Annotated in this window: 19 protein-coding genes; 5 read left to right on the top strand and 14 right to left on the bottom strand. The window is 65.8% G+C overall.

The annotated features are described in order from the left end of the window. The first annotated feature begins 38 nt into the window (after positions 1-38). From IEI94_RS18700 to IEI94_RS18685, 4 genes are read left to right on the top strand one after another with little or no spacing between them, the layout of a single operon-like run. Positions 39-1,622, top strand: coding sequence for a BCCT family transporter (locus tag IEI94_RS18700; protein ID WP_191168756.1), 1,584 nt, complete (start codon positions 39-41; stop codon positions 1,620-1,622). Then, positions 1,623-3,380: a hypothetical protein gene (locus IEI94_RS18695; protein WP_191168755.1), complete on the top strand. Its 1,758-nt coding sequence runs from the start codon at positions 1,623-1,625 to the stop codon at positions 3,378-3,380. Continuing rightward, on the top strand, positions 3,377-4,144 hold the full coding sequence (locus IEI94_RS18690) for an Ldh family oxidoreductase (protein ID WP_191168754.1): 768 nt from the start codon (positions 3,377-3,379) through the stop codon (positions 4,142-4,144). Before IEI94_RS18695 ends, IEI94_RS18690 begins: the two co-directional genes overlap by 4 nt. Positions 4,145-4,158: 14 nt before the next feature. Next, on the top strand, positions 4,159-4,536 hold the full coding sequence (locus tag IEI94_RS18685) for a RidA family protein (RefSeq protein WP_191168753.1): 378 nt from the start codon (positions 4,159-4,161) through the stop codon (positions 4,534-4,536). A gap of 18 nt (positions 4,537-4,554) precedes the next feature. Here the strand turns inward: IEI94_RS18685 and IEI94_RS18680 are convergent, their stop codons facing one another. From IEI94_RS18680 to IEI94_RS18670, 3 genes are all read right to left on the bottom strand, one after another. Next, positions 4,555-4,878, bottom strand: coding sequence for a hypothetical protein (locus IEI94_RS18680; protein ID WP_191168752.1), 324 nt, complete (start codon positions 4,876-4,878; stop codon positions 4,555-4,557). A gap of 87 nt (positions 4,879-4,965) precedes the next feature. Continuing rightward, complete coding sequence (gdhA, locus tag IEI94_RS18675; RefSeq protein ID WP_191168751.1) at positions 4,966-6,318, bottom strand: NADP-specific glutamate dehydrogenase; 1,353 nt, start codon at positions 6,316-6,318, stop codon at positions 4,966-4,968. A gap of 222 nt (positions 6,319-6,540) precedes the next feature. After that, positions 6,541-7,269, bottom strand: a complete 729-nt coding sequence (locus IEI94_RS18670; RefSeq protein WP_191168750.1) for an ABC transporter substrate-binding protein — start codon at positions 7,267-7,269, stop codon at positions 6,541-6,543. Between the two features lie 159 nt (positions 7,270-7,428). Between IEI94_RS18670 and IEI94_RS18665 the strand changes: the two genes are divergently transcribed. Next, on the top strand, positions 7,429-8,235 hold the full coding sequence (locus tag IEI94_RS18665) for a sulfite exporter TauE/SafE family protein (protein WP_191168749.1): 807 nt from the start codon (positions 7,429-7,431) through the stop codon (positions 8,233-8,235). A 24-nt stretch (positions 8,236-8,259) separates the two neighbouring features. Here IEI94_RS18665 and IEI94_RS18660 read toward each other — a convergent pair whose 3' ends face one another. From IEI94_RS18660 to IEI94_RS18610, 11 genes are all read right to left on the bottom strand, one after another. Then, a complete protein-coding gene (locus IEI94_RS18660; protein WP_191168748.1) occupies positions 8,260-8,466 on the bottom strand; it encodes a DUF3820 family protein in 207 nt (68 codons plus the stop codon). 93 nt (positions 8,467-8,559) lie between these two features. Next, on the bottom strand, positions 8,560-9,276 hold the full coding sequence (locus tag IEI94_RS18655; RefSeq protein ID WP_191168747.1) for an ABC transporter ATP-binding protein: 717 nt from the start codon (positions 9,274-9,276) through the stop codon (positions 8,560-8,562). Further along, positions 9,269-10,033 carry an ABC transporter ATP-binding protein gene (locus tag IEI94_RS18650; protein WP_224750199.1) on the bottom strand — a complete coding sequence of 255 codons (765 nt, stop codon included), beginning with the start codon at positions 10,031-10,033 and terminating at the stop codon, positions 9,269-9,271. The genes IEI94_RS18655 and IEI94_RS18650 overlap by 8 nt, the downstream gene beginning before the upstream one ends. Next, a complete protein-coding gene (locus IEI94_RS18645) occupies positions 10,026-11,273 on the bottom strand; it encodes an ABC transporter substrate-binding protein (RefSeq protein WP_191168746.1) in 1,248 nt (415 codons plus the stop codon). Before IEI94_RS18645 ends, IEI94_RS18650 begins: the two co-directional genes overlap by 8 nt. Beyond that, positions 11,270-12,244, bottom strand: a complete 975-nt coding sequence (locus IEI94_RS18640; RefSeq protein WP_191168745.1) for a branched-chain amino acid ABC transporter permease — start codon at positions 12,242-12,244, stop codon at positions 11,270-11,272. Before IEI94_RS18640 ends, IEI94_RS18645 begins: the two co-directional genes overlap by 4 nt. After that, a complete protein-coding gene (locus IEI94_RS18635) occupies positions 12,241-13,098 on the bottom strand; it encodes a branched-chain amino acid ABC transporter permease (protein WP_191168744.1) in 858 nt (285 codons plus the stop codon). The genes IEI94_RS18640 and IEI94_RS18635 overlap by 4 nt, the downstream gene beginning before the upstream one ends. Before the next feature lie 76 nt (positions 13,099-13,174). Next, the gene (locus IEI94_RS18630; protein ID WP_191168743.1) at positions 13,175-14,008 is read right to left on the bottom strand and encodes a phosphoenolpyruvate hydrolase family protein; all 834 of its coding nucleotides are present in this window, start codon (positions 14,006-14,008) and stop codon (positions 13,175-13,177) included. Further along, positions 14,005-15,225 (bottom strand): Tm-1-like ATP-binding domain-containing protein, encoded by a 1,221-nt coding sequence (locus tag IEI94_RS18625; RefSeq protein WP_191168742.1) that lies wholly within the window; start codon positions 15,223-15,225, stop codon positions 14,005-14,007. The genes IEI94_RS18630 and IEI94_RS18625 overlap by 4 nt, the downstream gene beginning before the upstream one ends. Before the next feature lie 10 nt (positions 15,226-15,235). Then, complete coding sequence (locus IEI94_RS18620) at positions 15,236-15,670, bottom strand: SRPBCC family protein (RefSeq protein ID WP_191168741.1); 435 nt, start codon at positions 15,668-15,670, stop codon at positions 15,236-15,238. 200 nt (positions 15,671-15,870) lie between these two features. Beyond that, positions 15,871-16,698, bottom strand: a complete 828-nt coding sequence (locus tag IEI94_RS18615) for a phosphoenolpyruvate hydrolase family protein (RefSeq protein WP_191168740.1) — start codon at positions 16,696-16,698, stop codon at positions 15,871-15,873. Then, positions 16,695-17,708, bottom strand: coding sequence for a branched-chain amino acid ABC transporter permease (locus IEI94_RS18610; RefSeq protein ID WP_191168739.1), 1,014 nt, complete (start codon positions 17,706-17,708; stop codon positions 16,695-16,697). Before IEI94_RS18610 ends, IEI94_RS18615 begins: the two co-directional genes overlap by 4 nt. Positions 17,709-17,710: the final 2 nt, after the last annotated feature.

Genomic DNA, 17,710 nt, shown 5'->3' with positions numbered 1-17,710 from the left:
CGCTTCTCCTTATAACAACGCACAACGAGGCAAACCTCATGAGCAGTCAACTCGACTCACCGGCCAGCCAGTCTGCCGCCGCTCGCCCGGCCCAGGGCCTGGGCGACCCCGTCGTCCTCGGTCTGAGCGGCGGCTTTATCGTGCTCTTCGTGCTGCTGTCGCTGTATAACCCGGAGGGCATGGCCGACGCCATCGGCGCCGGCTTCGCCTGGACCGCGGCGGTGTTAGGCTCCTACTTCCAGCTACTGCTGTTGCTGACCTTCTTCATCGCCATGGGGCTGGCGGTCTCGCCAGCGGCCAGCGCCAGGATCGGCGGCCTGGATACTCCGGAGCTGAGCACCTTCAAGTGGCTCTCGATCATCATGTGTACCCTGTTGGCGGGGGGCGGAGTCTTCTTCGCCGCCGGCGAGCCGGTCTATCACTTCGTGGTCACCCCGCCGGCCTTCGACAGTGAACCGGGCACCGTAGGGGCGGTAGCCGGGGCGCTGGCCCAGTCGTTCATGCACTGGGGCTTCCTGGCCTGGGCGGTGCTGGGGTCGCTGACTGCGGTGGTGCTGGCCTACTGGCACTATGACCGCGGCCTGCCGCTGCAGCCGCGCACGCTGCTCTATCCGGTGCTGGGGGAGCGGCTGATGCGCGGCTGGGTGGGTGGCGTGGTGGATGCCTGCTGCGTAATCGCGGTGGTGGCGGGCACCGTGGGCCCCATCGGTTTCCTGGCGACCCAGGTCAGCTTCGGGCTGCATGAGCTTTTTGGGGTGGGCTCGGGCTATGCCACCCAACTGGTCATCCTGGTGGTGCTGGGGGTGCTCTATGTCACTTCGGCGGCCACCGGTATCCATCGCGGCATCCAGCTACTGAGTCGCTTCAACGTCTTCCTGGCGCTGGCCATCGCCGCGGTCATCTTTCTGTTCGGGCCGACCCTGTTCCTCACCAACGCTTATCTGCAGGGCTTTGGTGAGTACCTGAGTTCCTTCCTGGCCATGGCCACCATGACCTCGGAAACCGCCCCCGGTTGGTGGATGCAGTGGTGGACGGTGTTCTTCTTCGCCTGGTTCATCGGCTACGGCCCGCTGATGGCGATCTTCGTGGCGCGTATCTCCCGGGGGCGCACCATCCGCCAGATGATCCTGGCGGTGGCGGTGATGGCACCTATCGCCACCACGGTGTGGTTCACCTTGCTGGGCGGCTCGGGGATCCACTACCAGCTCACCGGCGTGATCGACCTCGGCGAAGCGCTCAACAACTTCCAATTCGATGTGGCGACACTCACTGTGGCCCAGGCGCTCCCCGGAGGCACGGTGATGGCCCTGGCGATCCTGCTGCTGACCACCATCTTCGTGGCTACCACCGGCGACTCCATGAGCTATGCCATCGCCGTGGTCTGCACCGGTCATGATCACCCGCATACCGCCGTGCGCGTCTTTTGGGGCGTCACCATGTCGCTGATGGCGGCCATCCTGCTCTATATGGGGGCCGGGCAGATCGGTGTGCTGCAGCAGTTCATCGTGATCACCGCGATACCCGTCTCCCTGGTGCTGCTGCCTTCACTGTGGCTCGGCCCCCAGGCGGCCTATGCCATGGCCCGGGAGCAGGGACTGACCTCGCGCAGCAAGGTGGCATGAATGATGAATCCCGAGTTTGCCTTGACGCCCCTGAGCCTGCGCCCCGCCAATGTGGTGATGTGCCTGGAGCGCTTGGGGAGTCTATATGCCTGTCGGCTGAGCTTCGTGCGCACTCTGGTGCGCCAGATGGGGCGCCAGCGCTGGCAGATCAGCCGGGTACGCTTCGATCTGAATGCCGAGGGGCACGGCACCGCCATCTATCGCCTGCAGACGCCCCATGGCCGCTATCACGGGGTGATGTTCGCCCAGCCGCTGGAGGATGAGCGGCGCTCCGATCGGGTCATCGCCGAGGCCTGGGACGTCACCTTCGGCCTGGTGGAGGGAGACGTGGACGACGAACTGTTGGAGCAGATGGCCGCCAACGTGCCGCTGCAAGAGGCGGGGCGTCAGCATCCGAAGGTGCTGGTACTGTCGCGGGCCAACAAGAGTCTGCGCAACTTCGCCCACTTCGTCGACGCCCTGGCGGAAGGCGAGCAGCCCGACCCTGCCTGGCTGACCCGGGTCGGCTATCTCTATCGCACGACGGCAGTCTACGGCAACGGTAAGTTCGGCATCGCCGATTTTGCCCGCCTGCATGACAACCCGGACTTCCGCCGCCCCTTCTCGGCGCAGATGGCCGGGGTCTATCTGCTGCGCCACTTCTCCATCGAGCAGGTGGAGCATTTGGCGGCCTGCCGGGCGCCTGCGACCGCTTGTCCACTGGCCACCGAGCTGCGGCGCTACCTGGGTATCGGCAACTCCACCGGGCTCGGCATGGCGCCCTTCCTGATCAATCACCCGCAGCTGATCGCCCAGTGGATCACCCAGCGGGAAACCGCGCTGGCCCTGGCGCTGCGCCAGGTCCCCGAGGAGCACGACCGGAAACGCTTGATCGCGCTTACGCGGCGTGCCAAGCAGCACCTGGCAGAAACGGTGACCGAAGATCGCGAGCAGAGCGAGCGCAATGCTGCCAGCGTGGCGGCATTGCCGGACGTGCTGACCTGGCTGGCCAGCGTGCCTCTGGAGCCGGACCTGTGGTCACAGCTGGTAGCCTGGGGGGCGCAGACTCTGCCCCTGGAAGCCCAGGAGCTGATCAATACCCTGCTGATCGAGCTCTACCCGGAGGTGGTCGATCCTCTGGAGGAGCAGATGGGCGTTGACGAGAACCTCGACCTCGAACCGGATATGCCGCTGATGCGCCTGCGCCAACTGATCGAGACCCACTACGGCTGGGCGCTGTCCCACGACTATCAGAGCGCCGAGGGAGCCTACTGGTTCTGGTATCGCTCTGCGGAGAAGGAGGAGCCCCGCCTCGGGGTGCGCCACGTCGAGCCTGGCGTGGAGAAGGAGATGTCCATCGCCATCGGCCCACGGGTGGCGCATAGCCACCGGGCGATCTGTGACTTCCTGGAGGCGGCGCCCCGCGCCAAGGTGGTCGACTTCCTGCTCGAGCGCCCGCGGCACAAGGAGATCGTGCGCCGTGTGCAAAGCCTGGTGAAGGCGCCCTACGGCGATATTCACGCCAACCTCTGGCATCGCGACATGAAGCCCATGCATCTGCTGCGTGCCAAGCTGGCCTTCTTCGGTGCCAGCCGCTTCGATCCCAAGTCGGACCGCTGGGTCAGGATCACCCTTTTTCAGGGCGCCCCGCTGGTCGAGGAACTCAACGCCGAGCCGCAAGACCTGGCTGATTTCGATGACTGGAGCTTTCCCCTAGAGCCCCGCCGCGAGGGCAAGGCAGTATGTCCCCAGTCGCTATCGGGGGAGATATCCACATGAAGGTGTCATTCAATGAGCTGCAAGGGCTCTGCCGCAAGGCCTTCGGAGGGATCGGCTTCGACGAGGGCGACGCCGCCGACGCCGCCGACATGGTGGCCTGGATGCAGTGCCACGGCTTCAACGGCGTCGATCAACTCAATCGAGGCCTGGATTTCCTGCTCGCCGAAGATCCGGAAGCCCTGCCCCGGGTGATCTATCAGGATGGCGACCTGGCGGTGCTCGACGGGCAGGGGCAAAGCGTACTGCGCAGCATCAGCCTGGCCACCGAGCTGGGTTATGCCAAGGCGCGAGCGCGTGGGCTCTCGGTAGTGAAGATTCGTCGCTGTCACAACCGCCAGCTGATCATGGGCTATCTGGCGCGCCTGGCCGGACGCGGTATCAATATCAGCGCATTCTGGCGCAATGCCCAGGAGCCGCTGACCGAGCAGGTGGTGGGCTTCCGCGCCGGTCATACCACCCCGGAGATGCGGGTCTACTCGGTGCGCGAGGTGCCCGAAGAGAACGAGCCCAACGACGGCATCACCCTGGTGATGGCCAACCACGTAGAGCTGCTGCCCTCCCTGGGCGCCGACCACGACCTCGACCTGCTGGCCCACCACTCCGAGTCGGAGCTGCTGGCCTGCCGCCAGCGGGCGCTGCAAGACGGCATCGAGGTGGACGACGCCATCTGGGCGCGGCTCAAGGCGCTGGCCCATCGCCTGCTGGTGGAAGCCAGCGAGGCTTCCCGCAGCGGCGCCGGCAGCGGCGTCAACGACAACGACTGATCGAGCGAGATCTCATGATTTATCCTGTAAGCACCGACCTCTTCGCCGCCAAGGCGCCCCTGGAATGGGCCGTGATCGGTAACGGCATTCTGTTTACCGCCCAGATCCCCATTGGAGCCGATGGGGCAGTGGTCGAGGGTGGCATCGAACTCCAGGCTCGCCAGACCCTCGAGAACCTGCGGCATACCCTGGAGTGTGCGGGGGGCAGCATGCTGAACCTGACCCAGGTGCTGATCTATGTGACCCGTCGCGAGGACCTGGCCACGGTCAACCGCCTGTATGCCGAGTACGTCACGGCGCCTTACCCCAACCGCGCAGCTATCATCGTCTCCGGCTTTGCCCGCGAGGAGATGCTGGTGGAGATGGTGGCCTATGCTGCGGTGCCATCATAGCGGGGGTGAGCGCGTGTCCTACAGCCGCTGAATATCGATCACGTAGCCGACGATGGGGTAGCCAGCCTTGCGGGCGGCCTTCTCGGCGTCCATCTGCGCTTCCAGCTTGGAGATGCTGGTGGAGTGGTACTCGAAGGCGGTGTCCATCTCGAGCTGCTTGGTGCGTACCGCCAGCTTGACGATATGGCCGGTCTTCATCGACTTGGCGTCTTGCTTGTCGAGCTTGACGGGGCGCTCGGCGCGTTTGGTCGGGGTGGTCTGCTTCTGCTCAGCGTCAGGCTTGAGGAAGTTCTCGATCTCCCGCTGCATGCGCTGTTCGAATTCGGTCAACTCTGAGCTCATGGGCTTCCTGTGGGTGACTATTGGATGCCTGCATGATAGCCGAAGAAGCCCAAGCCCGGCTATCGCCGGGCGGTGGTGGTTGCCTGCTCAGCAGACGCCCTGTTCGATCATGGCGTCGGCGACCCTGCGGAAGCCGGCGATATTGGCGCCCAGTACCAGGTTGGTGGGCTCGCCGAACTCCTCGGCGGTGTCGGCGCACTGCCGGTGAACGTTGGCCATGATCTCCTTGAGCTTGGCGTCGACCTTCTCTAGCGGCCACTGCTGCATGCTGCCGTTCTGGGCCATCTCCAGTTGGCTGGTGGCCACGCCTCCCGCGTTGGCTGCCTTGCCGGGTCCGTAGGCGATCCTGGCGGCCAGGAAGAGGTCAACGGCATCCGCGGTGGAGGGCATGTTGGCGCCCTCGCTGATGCAGCCGACGCCATTGTCGAGCAGCGCTTCGGCATCGCCCTTGGTCAGCTCGTTCTGCGTGGCGCAGGGGAAGGCGGCATCGGCCGGGATGCGCCATACGGCATGGCCATCGGCCGGGTAGTCGCTGGCCGGGATGTAGTGGGCCTCGGGGTGCGTGGCCAGGTATGCCTCCAGCGAGACGCGCTTGACCTCCTTGAGCTCCTTGAGCAGCTCCAGGTCGATGCCGCGCGGGTGGTGGAGTGTGCCGCGGGAGTCTGAGCAGGTGATCGGGGTGGCGCCCAGCTCGTAGAGCTTCTCGATGGTGTAGATAGCCACGTTGCCGGCCCCCGAGACCAGGCAGCTCTTGCCGTCGATGTCCTCGTCGCGGGCTGCGAGCATGCTCTGGGCGAAATAGACCGCACCATAGCCGGTGGCCTCCTTGCGGCCCAGAGAGCCGCCCCAGCTCAGTCCCTTGCCGGTGAGCACGCCTTCGTGGCAGCCGGTCAGGCGCTTGTACTGGCCGTACAGGTAGCCGATCTCGCGGGCACCCACGCCGATATCACCGGCCGGCACATCGGTCGTCGGGCCGATATGGCGATAGAGCTCGGTCATGAATGACTGGCAGAAACGCATGATCTCGTTGTCGGACTTGCCCTTGGGGTCGAAGTCCGAGCCACCCTTGCCGCCGCCGATGGGCAGGCCGGTCAGGGCGTTCTTGAAGATCTGTTCGAAGCCGAGAAACTTGATGGTGCCCGAGGTGACGCTGGGGTGGAAACGCAGGCCGCCTTTGTAAGGGCCCAGCGCCGAATTGAACTGCACCCGATAGCCCTTGTTGACCCTCACCTTGCCGGCATCATCGGTCCAGCAGACGCGGAACATGATCTGGCGCTCAGGTTCGACGATGCGCTCGATGATGCTGTGGTCGTGGTAATAGGGGCTGTGTTCGAACAGAGGACGCAGGCACTCGAGGACTTCTTCGGCGGCCTGATAGAACTCGGTCTGGGCGGGGCTGCTGTGGCGCAGCTGAGTAATGGTGTCATGGACGTAGGGCATTCACGTATTTCCCGAGCAGTAACAAGCGATATCTGATTGCACCATTATGCAGCGTGGGCATGGCCCATGTCGGAAATGGTCGTCATCTCGGGACGAAAATCGGCAAAAAAGGGAAAAAACAGCACCAAATCGGTGCGGAGGCGAATGTAGGACAAACGCTGATTTAACGCCCCGGCAGGGCGAAATGCCAGGGCGACCACAGGGTGTGGCGGGGTATTGGGGTCAGGGCGCTACGCTGGCGCCCCGGATGCCGTGGCGCTCGAGCGCATCGGCGACGAAACCGCTGGTCTTCATCTCCTCGACGAACTTACGCAGGCAGTCGGCGGCTTGCTCACCGCGGCCCTTGGGCAGCCCCATGGCCTGCTGAATCACCATGAAACGGCCCGGCAGCAGGCGCAGTCCGTCATGCTGCTGGCTGTCCTGCTCGAGCTGCTGCTTGACCCCGGCGGCGACGTCGAGCTGCTGCTCGACGAACTGTGCCACCACGGCGGTGGAGGTGGGGGCACGGACGATCTCGGCCTGCTTGAGTTCGCGGCTCAGGTAGAGGTCGTAGGCGCTGCCCTTGCCCACCACTACCCTGGTGCCGGCGCGGTCGACCTGGTCGTTGTCGGTCAGGGGGGAGTCGTTGCGCACCAGATAGCAGCCCTCGATCAGCACATAGGGGGCGGTAAAGTGGATGCCCTCGCCGCGTAGCGGGTCGACGGCGAAGAAGCCGATATCGGCACGTTCGGCGGTGACGGTCTCCACCGACTGGCTGGCGGAGTCGAAGGCCAGCAGTTCGAGCTCGACACCGAGTCGCTCGGCGAAGGCGCGAGCCAGGTCGACCGAGACGCCGCAGGGCTCGCCGCTCTCGGAATCGCGGCCGGCGAGGATCGGGTTGCCCAGGTTGATGGAGGCGCGGAGCACGCCGGTGGGAGCCAGGGTGTCGCGTAGGGCGGGGGAGATCTGCATGTAAGCCTCTCGAACGATCAGTGGTCGATAGTCGCCAAGGTAAGCAATCGCCGCGCCGGTGGGAAGCCAGACCTTGTACGGGGGCGGCCGCGGCAGCGTGGTTTTGCTCTACACTAGCCGACTTTGGCTATGTGCGGCCCGAACAGAAGGAGTGCGACCTTGGATCTCGTATGGTGGTTGGCCTATATGGCGCTGGGTGGTTTCGTGGGGCTGATGGCGGGGCTGCTGGGTATCGGCGGTGGCGGCATCATGGTGCCGGTGCTGACCTCGCTGTTCGTGCTGCAGGGCGTGCCCCACGAGCATCTCGCTCACCTGGCCCTGGGTACCTCGATGGCCGCTATCGTGCCATCGTCGCTGTCGAGCCTGCGCTCGCATCATCGCCACGGCGCGGTGCACTGGCAGGTGGTGCGCTATATCACCCCGGGCATTCTGGCCGGCACCTTCCTGGCGACCTTCGTTGCGGCGCTGATTCCCACCCGCGGGCTGGCGATCTTCTTCGCCTGCTTCATGCTGCTGATGGCGGCGCAGATGCTGGTCAACCTCAAGCCCAAGCCGTCGCGGGGTCTGCCGGGGGCGCTCGGGATCAGCGGTGCCGGCGCCGGCATCGGCGGCATCTCGGCGCTGGTGGCGATCGGCGGCGGGGCGCTCACGGTACCCTTTCTCACCTGGTGCAACATCAAGGTGCAGCACGCCATTGGCACGTCAGCGGCGGTGGGTCTGCCGATCGCATTGGCCGGGGCGCTGGGCTATCTGATCAACGGCTGGAGCGTCAGCGGTCTGCCGAGTGCTGCGCTGGGCTATATCTACCTGCCGGCGCTGCTGCTGATGGCGCCGCTGAGCATTCTTACGGCCCCCCTGGGGGCACGGCTCGCCCATCGGTTGCCGGTGGCGACCCTCAAGCGGGTGTTCGCCGTCATGCTGGTGCTGCTGGCCGTGCAGATGGTCTATACGGTCTCGACGGCCTGAGTGCAGCCCTTTTCTAGGCACCCCCTAACGAAGGGGATCGAGCAGCTCGCTTAGCCCATTATGATCGATCTCGTGCATCAACTGCAGTAGCCGGCCGAGTTCGCCCGGAGGAAATCCCTCGCGGGCGAACCAGGCCAGGTAGGGGCCGGGCAGGTCGGCGATCAGGCGACCGGCGTACTTGCCGTAGGGCATCTTCATGGTGACCAGGGTCTGCAGGTCTTCGGGGTGCATCGGCAGCGGTCCTCGATGGGTGAATCGCCGCCACTCTACGATGCCTGCCGTGGCAAGGCCATCCTCCTGCGGTCCAATCCGGCAGTCGTCACGCTATACCGAGACCCCGAGATAGCGCCCCAGCGTCGCTTCATCGGACATCGATTCACCGTCGACGGTCTCATGCACGATCTGGCCCTCCGACATGAAGTAGGCGCGATCGGCGGCCAGTACGGCGGCCTTGACGTTCTGCTCGATCAGCAGCACGGCGACCCCCTCGCGGCTGAGCGCCTTGAGACTCGCAGCGACATCCTCGACGACTGCCGGTGCCAGACCCTCGGTGGGTTCATCGAGTATCAGGCAGCCCGGGTTGGTTACCAGGGCGCGGCCGATGGCCAGCATCGAGCGTTCGCCCCCGGAGATCTGATCGCCGTAGGCCTTGCGGCGTCGGCCCAGTGAAGGGAACAGCTCGAATACGCGATCTGCCGACCAGCGCTGCCCGGCGGGGCCCTTGCGCGCATTCAGCTGCAGGTGTTCATCGACGCTGAGCGACGGAAAGAGGCGCCGCCCCTGGGGCACGTAGCCGACCCCGAGGTGGGCGATACGCTGCGGCGACCAGCCCAGGACCTGCTCGCCGAGCAGTTCCACCGACCCCCGCGCCTGCGGCGGGTCGAGCCCCATCAGCGCGCGCGCCAGGGTGGTCTTGCCGACCCCGTTACGCCCCATCACCGCGACGCACTCCTTGCCGACGCGGAAGTTGAGGTCCTGCAGCGCCAACCCGAGCCCGTAGTGGGCCTCGAGATGTTCGACGCATATCATCGTGTCAGCCATTGGCACGCCCCAGGTAGATATCGCGCACGCCCTCGTGGGCGGCAATCTCGTCAGGCGACCCTTCGGCGAACATTTCGCCCTGATGCAGCACCGAGATGCGATCGCTGAGTGCCAGCACCATCTCCATGTCGTGTTCGATCATCAGCAGGGTCACTTCCTTTGGCAGCGCTTGCAGAATGCCCTGAAGCACCTGGCGCTCGGCATGGGAGAGGCCGGCGGCAGGCTCGTCGAGCAACAGTAGCCTCGGCTTCTGGGCCATCACCATGGCCAGCTCCAGCTGGCGCAGGGTGCCGTAGGAGAGGTTGGCCACCGTCTCATCGAGCACCGGCGTCAACCCTAACTGGTCGGCGGTGGTCATCAGGTCGTCGTCGAGGCGCGACTGCCAGGGCTGCCACAGCGATGGCAGCCGGCCGTCGCCCCGCGCCAGGGCCAGGTTCTCCCTGACCGTGACCGAGGGCACCAGCGTCGACACCTGATAGGTGCGGCCGAGCCCCTTGAGGGTGCGCTGGATGACCGAGTCGCCGCTGATCTCATCGCCGAAGAAGCGAATCGTGCCGCGATCGGGCTTGAGCTCGCCGGCGATCATGTTGAACAGCGTGGTCTTGCCGGCGCCGTTGACGCCGATCAGCCCGCGCCGCTCACCGGGGGCGACGCGCAGATGGACATCGCTGGCCACCATCAGCGAGCCGAAGGACTTGGCCAGGCCGGCGACCTCCAGCGCCGGCTCAGGGCTCATCGAAGGCTGTGCATCAGTCATAGTAGGGATCCGCACAGTTGCCCGGCGGGAAGTCGCGGCTGTCGGGCTCCCCGGCCAGATACGCCTCGGCCTCGAAGGGGCCGAACTGGCTAACGTCCTCGTAGGTCTTGATCGGCACGTTGACCAGTCGGCCGTCGACTTCCTGGACCTCGTTGATGTAGATGTTCTGCACCGGGTTGCCGTAGTCGTCGAGGTGGAAGGGGCCGCGTGGCGCATCCGGCATCTCGGTGTCCCGCAGTGCGGCAATCACCGCGTCGCGGTCGCCGCCGTTGGCGCTCTCGAAAGCGTTCACGGCCATCATGAAGGCCACATAGCCGTGCTCGGCCGGGGCCAGCGGCATGACGTCATCGCCGTGCATGTCCCAGAAGGCGTCGCGGAAGGCCACGAAGTTGTCCGTCTCCAGCCCCTCGGCATACTGCAGCGCCGAGAGTCCACCGATAGCCTGCTCGCCCATCTCCGGCAGGTCGCCCACGGCGTAGAAGTTGGAGCCGCCCAGCAGAGGCATTTGTGCGTCGATGCCGAAGTCGTGGTACTGCTGGAAGAACGCCAGCCCATCGCTGCCGGCGCCGTTGTAGAGCAGCGCATCGCCGTCCGGCAAGGTGGCCAGGATAGAGCTGTAGTCCGAGGTGCCGGTGGGGTGCCAGATGCGTTCCACCGACTCCCCCCCGGCGGCGCAGAAGCCCTTGAGGAAACCGCCCAGCTGGTTATAGGGGAAGGCGTAATCCTGACCCACCATGACGATGCGCTGGTGGCCGAGCTCCTCGGCGACATATTCGCCGAAGGCGAACATCGGCTGGGCGCCGGTCCAGCCGGCGCGTACCACGTTCTCGGCGCGATCACGCATGGTGATGTCTTCCGGTGCCGAGTAGGAGATCACCGTCGGCATACCCGAGCCCTTGGCCCACTCCAGCCCGGCCAGGCCGGTGCCGCCGAGCACCGGTCCGATCACCAGGTCGACATCGTCGCGGGACTCCATGGCCCGCAGTCGATCCACGGTGGTCTCGGCGTCGCCCTGGGAGTCGTAGAAGTCGACCTCGATATTGAGCGCCTCGAGCCGCTCGGCTAGCTCCTCGGCGGCCAGCTCCACGCCCATGCGCTGCTGCTCGCCGAAGAAGGAGAACACGCCGGTGGTGGGGCCGATCACCCCGATGCGCAGGGTGTCGTCGGCGTGCAGGTGGGCGGTGGCGGCCAGCGAAAGGGCCGACACTCCACCGATGATTAGCGTCTTGGCGTACTTCATGGTTCGTCTCCTTGGGGAGTTGTTGTCATCGAAGCCGGTGGCTTCGCCTTGCGCTTGAAGCGCTGCTCCAGCACGTCTGCCAGCCCGCGCGGCATCAGCAGAATCGAGAGCAGCAGGACCAGACCGATCACCATCATGTGGCGGTCGGTAAACTGGGCAACCAGGGTTTCCAGGGTAATGAGTACCGCCACGCCCAGGGCGGGGCCCAACAGGCTGCGATAGCCGCCCAGCACCGCGGCAGTCAGCACCCAGACGGCGTGCCCCAGGCCCAGCGGCGATGGCGACATGATGCCCATGTCGTAGACCAGGAAGACGCCCGCCACCCCGGCGATGACGCCGGCCAGTACGAAGGCGCTGAAGCGAGCCAGGGCAACCGGATGGCCGAGGGCGCGCATACGCTGCTCGTTCTCCTGGATGCCCAGCAGCAGCAGCCCGAAGGGCGAGCGGTAGAGGCGCCACACGGCGAGGAAGATGGCCACCGTGACCGTGGTCACCAGCGCGTAGAAGACCCGGGTGTCGTTGAGGTCGACACCGCCATAGACCGGCATGCGCACCCCGGCGATGCCGTTGTAGCCGCCGGTGACGTCGACCCACTGGAACGATAGCGCCCACACCATCTGACCCAGTGCCAGGGTCAGCATCAGGAAGCTGACCTTGCGTGAGCGCACGGTGAGCAGGCCGAAGATGACGGCACTCAGCGTGGTGAACAGCAGCGCCAGCGTCACCACCAGTGGAAAGGGCAGGCCGAAACGTACCCCCAGGATGGCGATGGTGTAGCCGCTGATGCCGGCGAAGGTGGTCTGGCACAGCGAGAACCAGCCCAGCCGGCCCGCTAGCAGCGAGAAGCTCAGCGCCGCCAGGGCGTAGATCATGGCCCGGCTGCCCTGGGAGACCGCATAGTTGCCCATCAGCAGTGGCCAGGCCACCAGGGCGGCGAGTATCGCCAGAATAAGCACGTATTCACGTTTCATGCGGTCCTCCCGAACAGTCCTTGAGGCCGAAACACCAGGATCAGCGTCATGGGCAGAAACAGGAAGAACAGCGCGAACTGCGGCAAATAACCGGTGGCGAAGCTGGACACCATGCCGGTGATCAGCGCGCCGACGGCTGCCCCCTTGAGTGAGCCCATGCCGCCGATGATGATCACCACCAGTGAGAGCATCAGCACGCGCACGTCGAGCCCCTGGGTCAGCGACATGTAGGAGGTACCCACCACGCCGGCAACGCCGGCCAGGAAGCTGGCCACGGCAAAGACGCCACCGAACAGCAGCGGCACGTTGATGCCCTGGGACATGGCGGTTTCGCGATCATCGACCCCGGCGCGAATCGCTGCCCCGATGCGGGTATAGGTCATGACCAGCCACATGGCGATGCCCAGCAGCACGGCAAAGACCATGATCAACACCCGGAAGTAGGGGTACATCATGACGCCCAGGTCTACCGGCGCGCGCAGCTCTCGGGGCAGCGGCAGGCTCACCGGCTGCCCGCCGTATATCACCAGCAGGGCATCGGCGATGATCAGCCCCACGGCGATGGTCAGCAGCGCCTCGGAGAGGTCCATGCCGCGCACCCGCTGCAGCAGGAAGCGCTCCATCAGCAGCCCGCCCACCAGGGCGCTGATGCCGCCGGCCAGGATGCCCAGGGTCAGGCTGCCGGTGTCGCGGATCACCTGGACCCCGACATAGCCACCCAGCAGATAGAAGGCGCCGTGGGCCAGGTTGACCACCCGCATCAGCCCGAAGGCCAGGGTCAGGCCGCTGGCCATGATGAACAGCAGTGCGGCCATGGTCAGGCCATTGAGGGTCAGAAAATAGAAGGTGTTCACGGCTGCACCTCCTGTCTGGACGAGCATGGCGTTGCCGTTGCCTGGCGGCAGTTATTATCGTCACAACACATGGCGATCAGCCCCGGCGGATATTCTTGAAAGCCCGCGTCTGTTCGGTCAGGGCGCGCTCGGTGGGCAGGCGCTCCATGCTCGAGGCGCCGTAGAAGCCATGACAGTCGTGGCAGCGCGCCAGGATATACTCGGCATCCTGCGGATCGGCGATGGGGCCGCCGTGACAGAGCACGATGACATCGTCACGCACGGCCCTGGCCGCCGCGGCCCAGTCGTTGATGGCCGTGACGCAGTCGTCGAGGCTCATGGCGGTCTCGGCGCCGATGCTGCCCCCGGTGGTCAGGCCCATATGACAGACGATGATGTCGGCGCCGGCCTCGGTCATGGCGCGTGCGTCGTCGGCGTTGAACACATAGGGAGTGGTGAGCAGTCCGGCCTCCCGCGCCTGCCGGATCATCTCCACTTCCTGGGCATAGCGCATGCCGGTCTCTTCCAGGTTGGCGCGGAAGGTGCCGTCGATCAGGCCCACGGTGGGAAAGTTCTGCACCCCCGCAAATCCCATTGCCTTGAGCTCGGCGAGAAAGGGCTCCATGAACACGAACGGGTCGGTGCCGCAGACGCCGGCCAGTACCGGGGTCTTCTGGGTCACGGGCAGTACCTCGCGGGCCATCTCCTTGACGATCTCGTTGGCGTTGCCATAGGGCATGATGCCTGCCAGCGAGCCTCGACCGGCCATGCGGTAGCGTCCGGAGTTATAGATCACGATCAGGTCGATACCACCGGCCTCTTCACACTTTGCCGACAGGCCCGTCCCGGCGCCGCCGCCTACGATAGGCTCGTCGCGTGCCACCATGGCCTGGAAGTGCGCCACTAGCGTTTCTCGATTCCACTTCTTCAATGTGATCTCCTAGAGTGTGTTGCCATGACCCCGCGGAACTGCTCGACCAGCTGCGCGGCGAAGGCCGGGTCATTGATGTGATGGGGCGAGCGAATCAGCTGTCGCTCAGGGGTCTGCTCGACGGTCTGCTCCAGCGCCTCGAACAGCGCCGCGTCGGCGTCGGGGTCGTGGAAGCGCTGTCCAGGTGCGTCGAGCGCCGAGATGCCGCCTTCGGGGAGCAGAAAGCGCACCGGCCCGCGGCTGCGGTTGAGCTTCTCGCCGATCCAGCGGCCCATGCGCGCATTCTCCTCGGCGGTGGTGCGCATCAGGGTGATCTGCGGGTTGTGCTCATAGAACAGGCGCTGGCGATAGGCCGAGGGCACCGTGTCCGGCGCGCCGAAGTTGACCATGTCCAGCGCCCCCACCGAGCCGACGTAGGGCAGCGCCGTGCGGGCGATGACGTCGAGGCGCTGCTCGCCAGCACTGAACACGCCGCCCATGAACAGATCGCAGATCTCGGTGGTGGTGACATCCAGCAGCCCTTCGATCATGCCGCTGTCGGCCAGCTTCTCCAGCGAGCGGCCGCCGGTGCCGGTGGCGTGGAACACCAGGCAGTCATAGTCGGCCTCGAGGGCGCTGATGAGCTGATTGACGCAGGTCGTGGTCACGCCGAACATGCTCAGGCCGATGGCCGGCTTGTCCTCGGCGACCTCGGGTATCTGACTCTGCAGCATGCCGGCCAGGGCGTGGGCGGCATTGCCCAGCACGCGGCGCGAGATGCGGTTGAGGCCGGCGACGTCGGTGACCGAGTAGAGCATGGCGATATCGCTGGGCCCGACGTAGGGCGCGACGTTGCCGGAGGCGATGGTCGAGACCAGCAGCTTGGGTACGCCGATATCCAGCTCGCGCAGCGCCGGGGCGATCAGTGCGGTGCCGCCGGAGCCGCCGATGCCCATCACGCCGCCGAGATCGCGCCGGGTGGGCAGCCAGTGGCGCAGCGCCTCGGCCATGGCGGCCACCGCGCGGCCGCGGTCGTTGACGAAGACGGTGGCGGGGCCCTCGGGGTGACAGGCCGCCACCTCGGCAGCGCTCACGTCGGCGACGCCCTGGTCGTCACCCTGGGTGCCCACGTCGACGATGCAGGCAGCGACGCCGGCGGCTGTGAGGCGCTCGCGCAGGTAGCGCAGCTCGCTGGCCTTGGTGTCGCAGGTGCCGATCAGATAGGCGATAGATTGCATGACATGTCTCCTAGCTGGCGCGTTCGGCGGCGCCTTCGAAGGCCAGGCGGAAGGTGTCGCCGACGCGCTGGACCACGTCGTCGTGGTCGCCGTCATCGACCTCGAACTCCGCCCACCACTCGCCGAAGCAGTGGCCGCTGGTGGTGATTGGCTTGAGGCGCATCTCCGACACATAGCCGCGCACCGGCAGCGCCGGGGCATCGAGAATCCGATAGCAGCAGAGATGCTCACGGTCGGAGAGCGACAGCAGCTCTTCGCGGATGGCGTTGCCGTCGTGGTCGTGGAAGTGGCGTACGCAGCCCACCTGGTCGGCGGGCTTGCCGTCCTCGATATAGCTCTTGGCGAAGAACGGGTGATAGTCGGGCAAGCCGTTGAAGTCGCGCAGCACGCGCCAGGCTTGCTCCAGGCTGATTGGCATGACGGCACTGACATAGACGCGAGTCATGGTGTGCTCCTTATTTTATGTTTATGGCGATATCTTCAGGGCGACTGCATGGCTGCACCGCTCGGGACTGATCTGCCGGCAGGCCTGCGAGGAGGCGCTGTAAACCCATCCCTGGGCGCTACCTACGCCATCCATGGCGTAGAACCTCCTCTGCGGCCTGCCGCCAGCGTCCCTCGCTATCTGCAGTGGCCCTAGCTGAGTCACGAGATGGCCTTGAACTGGCGGATTTGCTCGGTAAGCGCGATCTCGGTGGGCAAACGCTCCATGCTCGAGGCGCCGTAGAAGCCGTGGCACTGCTGGCTGTTGCGCATCACGTAGGCGGCGTCCGCCGGGGTGGCGATGGGGCCGCCGTGGCACAGCACCAGGACGTCGTCGCGCACCTCGCGTGCCGCGGCTGCCCAGGCGTCGATCAGCCGTACCGACTCGTCGAGGGTCTTGGCGGTGGCGGCGCCGATGGTGCCGCCCACCGTGACGCCCATGTGCGCGACGATGATGTCGGCGCCGGCCTCGGTCATCGCCACCGCCTCCTCGGCGGAGAACACATAGGGGGTGGTCAGCATGTCCATCTCGTGGGCCTGGCGGATCATCTCTACTTCCTGGGCGTAGGTGATCCCGGTCTCCTCCAGGCTGATGCGGAAGGTGCCGTCGATCAGGCCCACGGTGGGAAAGTTCTGCACCCCCGAAAAGCCCAGGTCCCTCAGCTCGCGCAGCAGCTTGGGCATGATCACGAAGGGGTCGGTGCCGTTGACCCCGGCCAGCACCGGGGTGTGCTTGACTACCGGCAGCACCTCCAGCGCCATCTCCTGGACGATCTGGTTGGCGTTGCCGTAGGCCAGCAGCCCGGCGGAGGAGGCGCGGCCGGCCATGCGGTAGCGCCCCGAGTTGTAGATCACGATCAGGTCGATGCCGCCGGCCTCCTCGCACTTGGCCGAGATACCGGTGCCGGCGCCGCCGCCGATGATCGGCTGGCCGCGCTCGGCCATATCGCAAAAGCGCTCCATCAGGGTGGTTCTATCGAGTGAGCTCATGGGGTACCCCGGTCATTGTTGGAGAGCGAGTTGAGGGATGGGCGGCGCTCGGTGGCTGGCGCGGGCGGCGCGGGACGCCGCCGCTTCAGCAGCCGCTCGAGCTCACCGATCACGCCCTGGCGGAACATCAGCACGCAGGTCATGAACACCACGCCGATGATCACCGTGACCCAGGCCCCGAACGGGTCCAGATAGTGGTTGAGGGCGGAGACGATGGCGGCGCCCACGGCGGGACCAAACACGGTGTTCATGCCGCCCAGCAGGGTCATCAGGATGACGTCGCCGGAGGTGTGCCAGTGGACGTCGTAGAGCGCCGCGAGCTGGAAGATGATCGCCTTGAGCGAGCCGGCGATGCCGGATAGCCCCGCCGACAGAGCGAACACCAGCACCTTGTAGCGCGCCACCGGATAGCCCAGTGAAATGGCCCGCGGCTCGTGTTCGCGGATCGCCCGCAGCACCTGGCCGAAGGGTGAGTTGACGGTGCGCCACACCACCCACAGCCCGGCGCCGACGATGCCCAGCACCACGTAGTAGAGGGCGGCGTCGTTGTTGAGGTCGAGCACCCCCAGGAAGGTGCCGCGGGGGATCCGCTGCAGGCCGTCCTCGGCGCCGGTGAAGGGCGCCTGGAGGAAGAAGAAGAACACCAGCTGCGACATTGCCAGGGTGATCATCGCCAGATAGATGCCGCTGCGGCGAATCGCCAGGGCGCCGATTACCGCGCCTAGTACGGCCGCCACCAAGCCACCAGCGAGGATGCCCAGTTCGGTCGGCACGCCGTAGGCCTTTACTAGCTGGCCGGTGACATAGGCACCGGTGCCGAAGAAGGCGGCATGGCCGAAGGAGAGAATCCCGGTATGCCCCAGCAGCAGGTTGAAGGCGCAGGCGAACAGCACGAAGCACAGCGTCTTCATCACGAACACTGAGTAGATCAGCTGCGGGAAGAAGGGCACCGCCAGTAGGGCCAGCAGGCCAACGGTCAGCAGTGGCCAGATCAGGGCGCGTAGGTGCATGG

The sequence above is a fragment of the Halomonas sp. ML-15 genome (assembly GCF_014779595.1).
GTDB lineage: Bacteria > Pseudomonadota > Gammaproteobacteria > Pseudomonadales > Halomonadaceae > Franzmannia.
This window is presented reverse-complemented; position numbering and strand designations above follow the sequence as displayed.

Bases quoted from the DNA above. Each gene is read 5' to 3' on its own strand.
- IEI94_RS18700 (WP_191168756.1), top strand. From the start codon at position 39: ATGAGCAGTCAACTCGACTCACCGGCCAGCCAGTCTGCCGCCGCTCGC.
- IEI94_RS18695 (WP_191168755.1), top strand. From the start codon at position 1,623: ATGATGAATCCCGAGTTTGCCTTGACGCCCCTGAGCCTGCGCCCCGCC.
- IEI94_RS18690 (WP_191168754.1), top strand. From the start codon at position 3,377: ATGAAGGTGTCATTCAATGAGCTGCAAGGGCTCTGCCGCAAGGCCTTC.
- IEI94_RS18685 (WP_191168753.1), top strand. From the start codon at position 4,159: ATGATTTATCCTGTAAGCACCGACCTCTTCGCCGCCAAGGCGCCCCTG.
- IEI94_RS18680 (WP_191168752.1), bottom strand. From the start codon at position 4,878: ATGAGCTCAGAGTTGACCGAATTCGAACAGCGCATGCAGCGGGAGATC.
- gdhA (WP_191168751.1), bottom strand. From the start codon at position 6,318: ATGCCCTACGTCCATGACACCATTACTCAGCTGCGCCACAGCAGCCCC.
- IEI94_RS18670 (WP_191168750.1), bottom strand. From the start codon at position 7,269: ATGCAGATCTCCCCCGCCCTACGCGACACCCTGGCTCCCACCGGCGTG.
- IEI94_RS18660 (WP_191168748.1), bottom strand. From the start codon at position 8,466: ATGCACCCCGAAGACCTGCAGACCCTGGTCACCATGAAGATGCCCTAC.
- IEI94_RS18655 (WP_191168747.1), bottom strand. From the start codon at position 9,276: ATGGCTGACACGATGATATGCGTCGAACATCTCGAGGCCCACTACGGG.
- IEI94_RS18650 (WP_224750199.1), bottom strand. From the start codon at position 10,033: ATGACTGATGCACAGCCTTCGATGAGCCCTGAGCCGGCGCTGGAGGTC.
- IEI94_RS18645 (WP_191168746.1), bottom strand. From the start codon at position 11,273: ATGAAGTACGCCAAGACGCTAATCATCGGTGGAGTGTCGGCCCTTTCG.
- IEI94_RS18640 (WP_191168745.1), bottom strand. From the start codon at position 12,244: ATGAAACGTGAATACGTGCTTATTCTGGCGATACTCGCCGCCCTGGTG.
- IEI94_RS18625 (WP_191168742.1), bottom strand. From the start codon at position 15,225: ATGCAATCTATCGCCTATCTGATCGGCACCTGCGACACCAAGGCCAGC.
- IEI94_RS18620 (WP_191168741.1), bottom strand. From the start codon at position 15,670: ATGACTCGCGTCTATGTCAGTGCCGTCATGCCAATCAGCCTGGAGCAA.
- IEI94_RS18615 (WP_191168740.1), bottom strand. From the start codon at position 16,698: ATGAGCTCACTCGATAGAACCACCCTGATGGAGCGCTTTTGCGATATG.
- IEI94_RS18610 (WP_191168739.1), bottom strand. From the start codon at position 17,708: ATGCACCTACGCGCCCTGATCTGGCCACTGCTGACCGTTGGCCTGCTG.